At 60.4% G+C, this 12,446-nt stretch carries 10 protein-coding genes; 4 read left to right on the forward strand and 6 right to left on the reverse strand.

Going from position 1 to position 12,446, the window contains the following annotated elements; all coding sequences use genetic code 11:
* Positions 1–123 precede the first annotated feature (123 nt).
* Positions 124–2,742 (forward strand): aminopeptidase N, encoded by a 2,619-nt coding sequence (gene pepN, locus J0F90_RS08575; protein WP_033640804.1) that lies wholly within the window; start codon positions 124–126, stop codon positions 2,740–2,742.
* Positions 2,743–2,799: 57 nt separating this feature from the next.
* Here the strand turns inward: pepN and ssuB are convergent, their stop codons facing one another.
* Genes ssuB through ssuE form a run of 5 tightly spaced genes read right to left on the reverse strand, consistent with a single transcriptional unit; the run spans position 2,800 to position 7,112 of the window.
* Entirely contained in the window at positions 2,800–3,573 is a 774-nt protein-coding gene (gene ssuB, locus J0F90_RS08580; protein ID WP_016928303.1) for an aliphatic sulfonates ABC transporter ATP-binding protein, read from the reverse strand.
* Positions 3,570–4,364 carry an aliphatic sulfonate ABC transporter permease SsuC gene (gene ssuC, locus J0F90_RS08585; RefSeq protein ID WP_033640803.1) on the reverse strand — a complete coding sequence of 265 codons (795 nt, stop codon included), beginning with the start codon at positions 4,362–4,364 and terminating at the stop codon, positions 3,570–3,572. Before ssuC ends, ssuB begins: the two co-directional genes overlap by 4 nt.
* 11 nt (positions 4,365–4,375) lie before the next feature.
* Complete coding sequence (gene ssuD, locus J0F90_RS08590; protein ID WP_016928301.1) at positions 4,376–5,524, reverse strand: FMNH2-dependent alkanesulfonate monooxygenase; 1,149 nt, start codon at positions 5,522–5,524, stop codon at positions 4,376–4,378.
* A gap of 19 nt (positions 5,525–5,543) precedes the next feature.
* Positions 5,544–6,509, reverse strand: coding sequence for a sulfonate ABC transporter substrate-binding protein (locus J0F90_RS08595; protein WP_015377347.1), 966 nt, complete (start codon positions 6,507–6,509; stop codon positions 5,544–5,546).
* A gap of 24 nt (positions 6,510–6,533) precedes the next feature.
* Complete coding sequence (ssuE, locus tag J0F90_RS08600; RefSeq protein ID WP_033640802.1) at positions 6,534–7,112, reverse strand: NADPH-dependent FMN reductase; 579 nt, start codon at positions 7,110–7,112, stop codon at positions 6,534–6,536.
* Positions 7,113–7,370: 258 nt separating this feature from the next.
* Here ssuE and pyrD point away from each other — a divergent pair, with 258 nt between their 5' ends.
* Together pyrD and J0F90_RS08610 are read left to right on the forward strand one after the other, a co-directional pair.
* Complete coding sequence (gene pyrD / locus J0F90_RS08605; RefSeq protein ID WP_019454516.1) at positions 7,371–8,381, forward strand: quinone-dependent dihydroorotate dehydrogenase; 1,011 nt, start codon at positions 7,371–7,373, stop codon at positions 8,379–8,381.
* A 176-nt stretch (positions 8,382–8,557) separates the two neighbouring features.
* On the forward strand, positions 8,558–9,106 hold the full coding sequence (locus J0F90_RS08610; protein ID WP_033640801.1) for a cell division protein ZapC: 549 nt from the start codon (positions 8,558–8,560) through the stop codon (positions 9,104–9,106).
* Positions 9,107–9,112: 6 nt separating this feature from the next.
* On the opposite strand, the gene J0F90_RS08615 is transcribed toward J0F90_RS08610, so the two are convergent.
* Positions 9,113–10,216: a YcbX family protein gene (locus J0F90_RS08615; RefSeq protein WP_016928298.1), complete on the reverse strand. Its 1,104-nt coding sequence runs from the start codon at positions 10,214–10,216 to the stop codon at positions 9,113–9,115.
* Between the two features lie 103 nt (positions 10,217–10,319).
* Here J0F90_RS08615 and rlmKL point away from each other — a divergent pair, with 103 nt between their 5' ends.
* Positions 10,320–12,446, forward strand: a complete 2,127-nt coding sequence (rlmKL, locus tag J0F90_RS08620; RefSeq protein ID WP_089185319.1) for a bifunctional 23S rRNA (guanine(2069)-N(7))-methyltransferase RlmK/23S rRNA (guanine(2445)-N(2))-methyltransferase RlmL — start codon at positions 10,320–10,322, stop codon at positions 12,444–12,446.

Here is a 12,446-nt window from a genome sequence, read left to right on the forward strand (position 1 = left end):
AGCTGTGATACAGTTTATTCACAATTCAGGCTCACCGCGCGCCGCAGGGGAACATACCGGCTGCGGTACGAAGGAGAAGCGCAGCCTGGCACCTATAACTCACTGAGACGTTTAAGGGTTTTTATGACACAACAGCCACAGGCAAAATACCGCCACGATTATCGCGCGCCCGATTACACCACGACCGATATCGATTTGGACTTCAGTCTGGATGCGGAAACCACGCGCGTGACCGCCGTCAGTAAAATCAAACGTCAGGGGGCGGCCGGTGCACCGCTGGTGCTGGATGGCGAAGATTTGACGCTGGTGAGCATTCAGGTGGACGGCCAACCGTGGAGCGCCTACCGTCAGCAGGATAACCAGCTGATCATCGAAGAGTTGCCGGCACAATTCACTCTTACCATTGTCAACGATATTCACCCGGCGAAGAACACCGCGCTGGAAGGGCTGTACCTGTCCGGCGATGCGCTGTGCACGCAATGCGAAGCCGAAGGCTTCCACCACATTACCTATTACCAGGATCGCCCGGACGTGCTGGCGCGCTTTACCACCCGCATCGTGGCCGACAAGGCGCGCTATCCGTTCCTGCTGTCAAACGGCAACCGCATTGGCCAGGGCGAATTGGCCGATGGCCGCCACTGGGTGCAATGGCAGGATCCGTTCCCGAAACCTTGCTACCTGTTCGCGCTGGTGGCGGGGGACTTCGACGTGCTGCGCGACAGCTTCACCACCCGTTCCGGCCGTAAGGTCGCACTGGAGCTGTTCGTCGATCGCGGCAACCTGGATCGCGCCGACTGGGCGATGACTTCGCTGAAGAACTCGATGAAGTGGGACGAGACCCGCTTCGGCCTGGAATACGATCTCGACATTTATATGATTGTGGCGGTCGATTTCTTCAATATGGGCGCGATGGAGAACAAAGGGTTAAATATCTTTAACTCCAAATATGTGCTGGCGAAGGCGGAAACCGCCACCGACAAGGATTACCTGAACATCGAAGCGGTGATTGGCCACGAATACTTCCACAACTGGACCGGTAACCGCGTGACCTGCCGAGACTGGTTCCAGCTCAGCCTGAAAGAGGGGCTGACGGTGTTCCGCGATCAGGAATTCAGTTCCGATCTGGGATCGCGTTCAGTCAACCGCATCGACAATGTGCGCGTGATGCGCGGCGCGCAATTTGCCGAAGACGCCAGCCCGATGGCGCACGCTATCCGCCCGGACAAAGTCATCGAGATGAACAACTTCTACACCCTCACGGTGTATGAAAAGGGTTCCGAAGTGATCCGCATGATGCATACCCTGTTGGGGGAGGAGAACTTCCAGAAAGGGATGCAGCTCTATTTCGAACGCCACGACGGCAGCGCCGCTACCTGCGACGATTTCGTTCAGGCGATGGAAGACGCGTCCAACGTGGATCTGTCGCGCTTCCGCCGTTGGTATAGCCAGTCCGGCACGCCGCTGTTGACGGTGCGCGACGAGTACGACGCGGAAACCCAACAGTATCGCCTGCATGTCAGCCAGAAGACCGCGCCGACCGCCGATCAGCCGGAGAAGTTGCCGCTGCATATTCCGCTGGATATCGAACTGTACGACAGCGAAGGCAATGTCATTCCATTGCAAAAAGGCGGCCTGCCGGTCAACAACGTGCTGAACGTCACCGAAGCGGAGCAAACTTTCGTGTTCGACGGCGTGGCGCACAAGCCGGTGCCGTCGCTGCTGCGCGAATTCTCCGCGCCGGTGAAGCTGGACTATCCGTACAGCGATCAGCAACTGACCTTCCTGATGCAGCACGCACGCAATGAATTTGCGCGTTGGGATGCGGCACAGAGCCTGCTGGCGACCTATATCAAGCTGAACGTGGCGCGGCACCAGCAGAAGCAGCCGCTGTCGCTGCCGCTGCACGTGGCCGATGCGTTCCGCGCGGTGCTGCTGGACGAAAAACTGGATCCGGCGCTGGCGGCGCAGATCCTGACGCTGCCGTCGGAGAACGAAATCGCCGAGCTGTTCGCCACTATCGATCCGGAAGCGATCGCCGCGGTGCACGAAGCGATCGTACGCTGTCTGGCGCGGGAGTTGGCCGATGAGTGGCTGGCGGTGTATCACGCCAACAAGACCGACGGCTACCGCGTGGAGCATGCCGAGATCGCCAAGCGCGCCTTGCGTAATGTGTGCCTGGGCTATCTGGCGTTCGGCGAAGATGTGGCGCTGGCGGACCAACTGGTGAGCGAACAGTATCGCCAGGCGGACAACATGACCGACTCGCTGGCGGCGCTGTCTGCTGCGGTCGCGGCCCAGCTGCCGTGCCGCGATGCGCTGCTGGCGGCGTTCGACGAGCGCTGGCATCAGGATGGCCTGGTGATGGACAAGTGGTTCGTGCTGCAGGGCAGCAGCCCGGCGGCAGATGTGTTGAGCAAGGTGCGCGCACTGTTGCATCACCGTTCGTTCAGCCTGAGCAACCCGAACCGCACCCGTTCGCTGATCGGCTGCTTCGCTTCCGGCAACCCGGCGGCGTTCCATGCCGCGGACGGCAGCGGCTATCAGTTCCTGGCGGAGATCCTCAGCGATCTCAACCAGCGCAACCCGCAGATCGCCGCGCGCCTGATTGAACCGCTGATTCGCCTGAAGCGTTACGACGCGGGCCGTCAGGCGCTGATGCGCAAGGCGTTGGAACAGCTGAAAGGGTTGGAAAACCTGTCCGGCGATCTGTATGAGAAGATCAGCAAGGCGCTCGACGCCTGATCTTTTCGCGCTGAATAGATAAGGGGGACGGCCTGCGCCGTCCCTTTTTTTATCCGTTCAGTTCACCGCCCGGCGGGTACTGTCCGCTGCAGCCGGCGGCGATAACACCCGTTCCAGCACTTCGGCCTCCAGTTCCGCCAGCCTGGCCGAGCCTTTGCGGCGCGGCCGCGGCAGATCGATGGCCAGATCCAGCCCGATATGCCCCTCTTCGATCAGGATCACCCGATCCGCCAGCGCGATGGCTTCGCTGACGTCATGTGTGACCAGCAGTACGGTAAAACCGTGTTGTTGCCACAGCGTTTCTATCAGCCCTTGCATCTCGATGCGCGTCAGGGCATCCAGCGCTCCGAGCGGTTCGTCCAGCAGCAGCAGGCGGGGACGGTGGATCAGCGCGCGCGCCAGGGCGACCCGCTGTTTTTGTCCACCGGACAGCGCCGCCGGCCAATCGTGGGCGCGATCCGCCAAACCGACCGCGTCCAGCGCCTGCAGCGCCGCGTCGCGCCACTGGCCGCGCAGCCCCAGACCTACGTTGTCGATCACCGTTTTCCACGGCAACAGGCGCGCATCCTGAAACATCAACCGGGTATCCTCTTTAGCGGCGGCAAGCGGCGCGTTGCCGCTGAGCAGCGCGCCGCTGCTGGCCTGTTCCAGGCCGGCCAACAGGCGCAGCAGGGTGCTCTTGCCGCAGCCGCTGCGGCCGACCACCGCCACGAACTGTCCGGCGGAAATGCGCAGCTGAATATTGTCCAGCACCGTGCGGTTGCCGTAACGTTTGCCGATGGACTCCAGCGTCACCGGCGTGCCTTGCGCAAGGCGAGCGGGAAGGGTCATAGCGCTTCTCCCTGTTTCAGTTGATAGGCCGGATGCCAGCGCAACCAGACGCGCTCCAACAGCTGCGCGCCCACGTCCGCCAGCTTGCCGAGCAGGGCGTACAGCACGATCGCCACCACCACCACGTCGGTTTGCAGAAATTCACGCGCGTTCATCGCCAGGTAGCCGATGCCCGAATTGGCCGAGATGGTTTCGGCGACGATCAGCGTCAGCCACATGAAGCCGAGAGCGAAACGCACGCCGACCATAATCGACGGCAGCGCGCCCGGCAGCACCACCTGTGTAAACAGGCGGAAACCGCTCAGGCCGTAGCTGCGGGCCATCTCCAACAGGCCGCGATCGATGTTTTTGATGCCGTGATAGGTGTTGAGATAAATCGGAAACAGCGTACCGAGCGCCACCAGAAAGATCTTGGCGGATTCATCGATGCCGAACCACAGGATCACCAACGGGATCAGCGCCAGATGCGGCACGTTGCGGATCATTTGCACCGAGCTGTCCAGCAGGCGTTCACCCCAGCGCGACAGCCCGGTAATAAAGCCGAGTATCAGTCCGATGCTGCCGCCGATGCCAAAGCCGATCAACGCGCGCTGGCTGCTGATGCTCAGGTGCTGCCACAGTTCGCCGCTTTGGCTCAGGCGCCAGAAGGCGGCCAGCACCGCACTCGGCGCCGGCAAAATGCGGTTGGACAGCCAGCCGGTTTCGACGGCGATCTGCCAGATGATCACCAGCGCCAACGGCAGCGCCCAGGGAGCCAGCCGATACAGGATGCGTTGTACGTTATTTGCCATCGGGGTGCTCCTCAGCTCTGCGATACTTTTTGCGGAACATAGATGTTGGCCACCACTTCGCCCTGCGGGCGCACCGGTTGAAGGCGAGCGGGCGTTTCCTCCTGCGCCAGATCGAGGTGCGGGAACAGCAGTTCGCCGACGCGGTAGGCCTCTTCCAGATGCGGATAGCCGGAGAGAATAAAGGTGTCGATGCCCAGATCGGCATATTCCTGCATGCGCGCCGCGACCGTCGGGCCATCGCCCACCAGCGCGGTGCCGGCGCCGCCGCGCACCAGGCCGATGCCGGCCCACAGGTTCGGGCTGATCTCCAGGTTATCCTTTTTGCCGCCGTGCAGCGCCGCCATGCGCCGTTGGCCGACGGAGTCGAAGCGCGCAAAGGCCTGCTGCGCGTTGGCGATGGTTTCCTCATCGAGGTGCGCGATCAGCCGATCGGCGGCGCGCCAGGCCTCTTCGGTGGTTTCCCGCACGATGACGTGCAGACGGATGCCGAAACGCACCTGGCGGCCCTTCGCCGCCGCTTTGGCGCGTACTTCCTCGATCTTCTCTTTGACCTGCGCCGGCGGCTCTCCCCAGGTGAGGTACATTTCTACCTGTTCAGCGGCCAGATCCTGCGCGGCGGCGGAGGATCCGCCGAAATAGAGCGGCGGGCGCGGCTGCTGCACCGGCGGGAACAGCAGCTTGGCACCTTTCACCTGAATATGCTTGCCGTGGAAATCGACGGTTTCCCCTTCCAGCACCCGGCGCCAGATATGAGTGAACTCGGTCGAGGCCTCGTAACGCTCTTCATGACTGAGATGTAACCCCTCCGCCGCCAGCTCTTCCGGATCGCCGCCGGTGACCAGATTGAACAGCGCGCGCCCGTTGGACAGGCGATCCAGCGTCGCCGCCTGACGCGCCGCCAGCGTAGGAGAGATGATGCCCGGCCGCAACGCGACCAAAAATTTCAGCCGCTGGGTGACCGGGATCAGCGAGGCGGCCACCAGCCAGGAGTCTTCGCAAGAGCGACCGGTGGGGATCAGCACGCCGCCGAATCCCAGCCGATCCGCCGCCTGGGCGATCTGCTGCAAGTAACCGTGATCGACGCTGCGAGCGCCCTGCGCGCTGCCAAGATAGTGGCCGTCGCCATGGGTGGGTAAAAACCAGAAAACGTTCAGGCTCATCGTCAATGTTCCCCCGTATTTATTGTGCGCTTGGGCGCCAGATGCGTTGCGAGATGTCGACCTTCACCGGCACCAACCGGTTGGCGTAAAACAGGTCGGCGGTTTGCTGCTGTGCGGCGATCGTATGCGCATCGAGCGGTGTGATGGCGGTCGGAGGGCGGTGATCCAGATAGCTGGCGATCACCGGTTCCGGCAGCCCCATGGCGTTGGCCAGCAGGGTCACGCTTTGCGCCCTGTCGCTGCGGGTGAGCGCATCGGCCTGGGTCAGCACCGTCAAGACCTGGCTGATAAAGGCGCCATTAGCTTCGACATAGGGGCGCGCCGCCAGATAGAAGGAACCGGTCTGATTCAGATCGGTGCCGTCGCCGAGCACCCGCACGCCGCCCTGCAGCAGCGCGGCGGAATAATAAGGATCCCAGATCGCCCAGGCATCGACGTTGCCCTGCTGGAATGCAGCGCGCGCATCGGCGGGCGTTAAATAGGCGGGCTGGATATCCGTAAATTTCAGTCCGGCTTTTTGCAGCGATCGCAGCAGCAGGTTATGTGAGCTGGATCCTTTCTGGAACGCGACCTTATGGCCTTTCAGATCGGCGACGGTTTTGATCGGGCTGTTTTCCGGCACCAGGATCACTTCCGCCTTCGGTTTGGGCGGCTCAACGCCGACATACAGCAGATCCGCCCCGGCGGCCTGCGCGAAGATCGGCGGAATATCGCCGGTGCTGCCCAGATCGATGCTGCCGACGTTCAAGGCCTCCAGCATCTGCGGGCCGGCGGGAAACTCGATCCAACTGATGCGGGTAGCGGGGAAACGTTCCTCCAGCAGCCGGTGGCTCTTCGCCAGCACCAGACTGACCGATCCTTTTTGGTAGCCGATGCGGAATTGCGCCGGATCCTGAGCGACGGCGGCGTTGGCCCAAACCAGCGACAGCAGGCCGGTGAAGGCGGCGGCGCTCAGCCAACGCCGCAAAGCGATGCGTTGTTTCATTCAGGCTCTCCTTTTCCAGGCGTTTCAGGCGGTTTGACGCGCCGCCAGTGGCGAGGCGACGCGCAGCGCAGGCGGTTTGCGGCGGCCAAGCGCCAGATAGAAACTGGCCAGTGCCTCTTCCAGCCGGGCGGCCACGGCGTCGGTGAGCGTGGCGCCTTCGTCGGTCAACTGGATCTGGCTGTCGTCGGCGAACACGCCGTGCAGCACCTCTTGCGCTTTCAGCGCCGCCAGCACCGGTTTCAACGCATAGTCCACCGCCAGCATGTGGCCGACAGACCCCCCGGTCGCCAGCGGCAACACCACCTTATGATCCAGAGCGCGTTCCGGCAGCAGATCCAGCAGGGTTTTCAGCGCGCCGGAGAACGACGCTTTATAAACCGGCGTGGAAATCAGCAGGCCGTCGGCCTGCGCCAGCTGCTCGGCAAACGCCTTGATCGCCGGACTGTTGAAGTTGGCGTACAGCAGATCTTCGGCGTCAAAGTCGTGCAGGGTATAGGCCGTCACTTCCACCCCTTGCTGCCGCAGCCAGTTCTGACTCAGCGAGAGCAGCGCGGCGGAACGTGATGGGATGCGTGGGCTACCGGCCAGTGATATAACGCGCATTGCCACTCCTTATAACTAAAAGTTAGGTTTAATTAGAAAATCAATGGGAAGTGTTTTAAACCTACCAGCAACCGGGCGCGTTTTTTAAATCTCATTTTTTGATTTGGATATGCGCAAAAGCGGATTGGCAGCGATTTGGCGGCGAAGAGGGAAAACGATTGCGTAAAAACGGCTTTTTTTGCCTTTAATCAATTCCAATTAGGCGGGGGATACCGGATAATACGCCCCCGGTTTGCAACCGGGAAATCAGGAGAGTCCATGTACTACCCCCTCATCAGGAAAGCGTTGTTCCAGCTCGATCCGGAGCGCGCGCACGAAGTGACCTTTCGTCAGCTCAGCCGTATTACCGGCACCCCATTAGCGTTTCTTGTCCGTCAGTCCGTGCCGACCAAACCGGTCAGCTGCATGGGGCTGTCGTTTAAAAACCCGCTGGGATTGGCCGCCGGTCTGGATAAAAACGGCGAATGCATCGATGCGTTCGGCGCGATGGGCTTCGGCCATGTGGAGGTCGGCACCGTGACGCCGCGTCCGCAACCGGGCAACGACAAGCCGCGCTTGTTCCGCGTGGTTGAGGCGGAAGGCCTGATTAACCGCATGGGGTTCAATAACCATGGCGTGGACAATCTGGTTGAAAACGTTAAGAAATCCCATTTCGGCGGCATTCTTGGGATCAATATCGGCAAGAATAAAGACACGCCGGTCGAGCAGGGCAAAGACGATTATTTGATCTGCATGGATAAAGTTTATCCGTATGCCGGATATATCGCGATTAACATCTCTTCACCGAATACGCCGGGGTTACGATCCTTACAGTATGGCGAAGCGCTGGACGATCTTTTGGCTGCGATTAAAAATAAGCAGCAGGAATTACATGCGCGTCATCACAAATATGTGCCGGTGGCGGTAAAGATCGCGCCGGATCTTTCAGAAGAAGAATTGATCCAAATTGCCGATAGCCTGGTGCGGCATAATATCGATGGCGTGATCGCCACCAATACCACGTTGGATCGAAAATTGATCCAGGGGTTGAATTATTGCGAACAAGCGGGCGGGTTAAGCGGGCGTCCGTTGCAATCACGCAGCACCGAAGTGATCCGTCGTCTCTCCACCGAACTGCAGGGGCGCCTGCCGATTATCGGCGTAGGCGGCATCGATTCGCTGACGGCGGCGCGCGAAAAAATGGAGGCCGGCGCGAGCCTGCTGCAAATTTATTCCGGATTTATCTATCACGGCCCGCGTTTGATTAAAGATATCGTTACCCATATCTAATATTTTTCCTCTCATTTTATTCCGGGGGTTTATTTCTGCCCCCGGCTCGTCTATATTTTGTTCGTTAGCATAAATATCGTTCGCGGAATTATCCGATGTTTAAGCTATTTTATCGGTGATAAAATCGCCTTTTAGGGTGAGTGCGGCGTTGGCATAGGCAGCGAGAAGGATACGAAATGAAGATAAAACCTGACGATAATTGGCGTTGGTATTTTGATGCCGAACACGATCGGCTAATGCTGGATTTAGCTAATGGTATGATCTTTCGTTCACGTTTCCCGGCCAAAATGTTAACGCCGGACGCCTTTGATGAATGCGCTTTTTGCGTGGATGACGCTGCCCTTTATTTCACCTATGAAGAACAGTGCAAGCAGGTCAAGCTGAGCCATGAACAGCGCGCCGAGCTGGTGTTGAATGCGCTGGTCGCCTATCGCTTCCTGAAACCGCTGATGCCAAAGAGCTGGCATTTCTCGCAGCAGCATTACCCGCTGCAGCCGAAAAACGGCGAGCTGGCGGCGGTGAAAGTGATGGAGAGCGGCGCGGAAGCGCGCTTGCTGGTGGTGGAGGCCGGGGATAACGCCAGCCTGTGCCTGCTGGCGCAAAATCAGCTGACGGTCGCCGGCCGTACCATGGTATTGGGCGACGCCATCAAGGTGATGCACGATCGGCTGAAACCCTGCGTGCAGGATGAAAGCGCCGCCCCGGCTTACGACAGGGCGGTATAAGGCGGATTACGCCAGGGTCAAATCACTTTTCGGGATGCAGCTGCAGCACAGGATGGTGCCGTTGTCGCCCAGCGCGCTTTTCTTCAGGGGCGCGACTTCACCGCTCAGCAACGTAATGCGGCAACTGCCGCAAATCCCGGCGCGGCACGAGTAAGGCACGCGGATGCCTTGCTGCTCCAGCTGTTCGAGCAAAATCTGCTGGTTGTTGCCGGTAAACACCTTTCCTTCATATTCGATCGTGACGCTGTGCGCGCTGTCTTGCGGCGCTTGCACGCTCTCCACCACTTTGCCTGCGCCATAAGGGCGCGGCGGCTTGGTCGACAGCACTTCCACCGTATCGCCCACGCGGATGATGCCGCTGTTGCGCGCGATCATATTCTGGCCGAAATCGATATCGCCGTTGTCGGCGGAGCGGAATTTTTGCAGCGTGCTGAGCGGTTCGCCGCTCGGGTGCTTGCGGCCACGCTCGGTGCTGACGGTGGTGAGCACGCAGCGGCTGCAGGGTTTCACCAGATCGAACATGACGTCGCCGACGCGGATCACCTGCCAGCCGTCTTCAGCCCAGGCGGTAGCGCCGCTCACCACCAGATTGGGGCGGAACTGTTCCAGCTTGATGCTGCCGGGGCAACGCTGCTGCAGATCGTTGAACGAAGCCTGGTTAATCAGCAGATAAGGGTAGCCGTCGGCAAACGTCAGCGGGATTTCAGGGTGCTTCTTGACCCGGCGGGTCAGCTCCGGCCCCAGCCAGCGCAGCTGCACGTCGCGCTGGAAATAGCCGCTCAGCCAACGGTTGATCTCATCTGGCGCAGTCAGCGCGGTGAAATGGTTGCCCCATACCTCGGTCGGCTGCGGCGCGGCGGCGAAGTCGCTGAAGCGAATGGCGGCGCTTTCGCCGTCCGGCGCGGTCAGGAACAGCCCGTCCGGCAGCAGCGCCGGCGTGAACAGCACCATCTGCGGATATTGGCGCGCGGTAATAAAGGTGCCGTCCGGCTCGGTGATCATAAAGTTGCGGTCGAAGGCCAGACCGCTGCTGCCGACCTGGGCGTAAGAAAGCTGCAGGCCGCGCAGTGATTTAACCGGATGGACGTAGAGTTTGGAAAGCGTGATCACCCTTATCTCCGTGCGATGATTAAATAGAAGGGAGCAACTTTATGACAAGCGGTGCGGATTAGCTATAATGCGCAACAATTTTCTTTTTGGTGATAAGTACGATATGAACTCTCTGTTTGCCAGCACGGCGCGTGGATTGGAAGAACTGTTAAAAAGCGAGCTGGAAGCGCTTGGCGCTCACGACTGCAAAGTGGTGCAGGGCGGGGTACATTTTCAGGGTGACGATCGTCTTCTGTACCAAAGCTTGCTGTGGAGCCGCCTGGCTTCGCGCATTCTGTTGCCGCTGAACGAATTCCGCGTGCACAGCGATCTGGATCTGTACCTCGGGGTGCAGGCGATCGACTGGCCGAGCATTTTTGGCGTGGATAAAACCTTTGCCGTGCATTTCAGCGGCGTGAACGAAGAGATCCGCAACAGCCAATATGGCGCGCTGAAGGTGAAAGACGCCATCGTCGACAGCTTCACCCGCAAACTCGACCAACGCCCGACGGTCGCCAAACAGCAGCCGGACATTCGCGTTAACGTCTTCCTGCAGCGCGATATGGCCAGCGTGGCGCTCGATCTGAGCGGCGAAGGTCTGCATCAGCGCGGCTACCGCGATCTCACCGGCCAGGCGCCGCTGAAGGAAAACCTGGCGGCCGCCATCGTGCTGCGTTCCGGCTGGCAGCCGGGCACGCCGATGCTTGATCCGATGTGCGGCTCCGGCACGCTGTTGATCGAAGCGGCGATGATCGCTGCCGATCGCGCGCCAGGCCTGCACCGTCAACACTGGGGCTTCAGCGCCTGGAATGGCCACAACGCCGAACTGTGGCGTGAAGTCACCACCGAAGCGCAGGTGCGTGCGCGCCGTGGCCTGCAGGAAACCGCCTCTCGCTTCTTCGGTTCCGATATCGATCGCCGGGTGATTGAAATGGCGCGCGGCAACGCCCGCCGCGCCGGCGTCGCCGAGCTGATCACCTTCAACGTCGGCGACGTCGCGCGCTTGACCAACCCGCTGCCGGAAGGCCCGCACGGCACGGTGATCAGCAACCCGCCGTACGGCGAACGCCTGGAAAGCGAACCGGCGCTGATCGCGCTGCACAACATGCTGGGCCGCGTGATGAAAAGCGCCTTCGGCGGTTGGCAACTGTCGCTGTTCAGCGCCTCGCCGGAGCTGTTGAGCTGCCTGCAGCTGCGCGCCGAGCGCCAGTTCAAGGCGAAGAACGGCCCGCTGGAGTGCGTGCAGAAAAATTATCAACTGGCGGCAAGCCCGGCCGGTAGCGCCACCGGCGGCGTGCAGGTGGCGGAAGATTTCGCCAACCGTCTGCGCAAGAATTTGAAGAAGCTCGACAAGTGGGCGAAACAGCAGGGCATTGAATGCTACCGCCTGTACGATGCCGATCTGCCAGAATACAACGTTGCGGTGGATCGCTATGGCAGCAAGGTGGTGGTGCAGGAATATGCGCCGCCGAAAACCGTCGATGCGCAGAAAGCACGTCAGCGTCTGTTCGATGTGATCAACGCGACGCTGGCGGTGCTGGAGCTGCCGTCGAATCAGCTGATCCTGAAAACCCGCGAGCGGCAGAAGGGCAAAAACCAGTACGAGAAGCTGGCGCAGAAGGGCGAGTTCCTGCTGGTGGAAGAGTATAACGCCAAACTGTGGGTCAACCTGACCGACTATCTCGATACCGGTCTGTTCCTCGATCACCGCATCGCGCGCCGTATGCTGGGCGAGATGAGCGGCGGCAAGGATTTCCTCAACCTGTTCGCCTACACCGGCACCGCCAGCGTGCACGCCGGGCTGGGCGGCGCGCGCAGCACCACCACGGTGGACATGTCGCGTACTTACCTGGAATGGGCGGAGAAGAACCTGCGCGCCAACGGCCTGACCGGCCGTCAGCATCGGCTGATCCAGGCCGATTGCCTGTCTTGGCTGAGCAATGCCAATGAACAGTTCGACGTGATCTTCATCGATCCGCCGACGTTCTCTAACTCCAAGCGGATGGAGAACACCTTTGACGTGCAGCGCGATCACCTGGCGCTGATGAAAGATTTGAAACGGTTGCTGCGCCGCAACGGGACCATTATGTTCTCGAACAACAAGCGCGGTTTCCAAATGGATATGGCAGGGCTGAGCGCGTTGGGTCTGGAGGCGAAAGAGATCACCGCCAAGACGCTGTCGCAGGATTTTGCCCGTAACCGTCAGATCCACAACTGCTGGCTGGTGACTCACGCCGGCGAAGGAAAATAA

It is taken from the genome of Serratia marcescens subsp. marcescens ATCC 13880, from assembly GCF_017299535.1.
In the GTDB taxonomy this organism is placed as follows: Bacteria; Pseudomonadota; Gammaproteobacteria; order Enterobacterales; family Enterobacteriaceae; genus Serratia; species Serratia marcescens.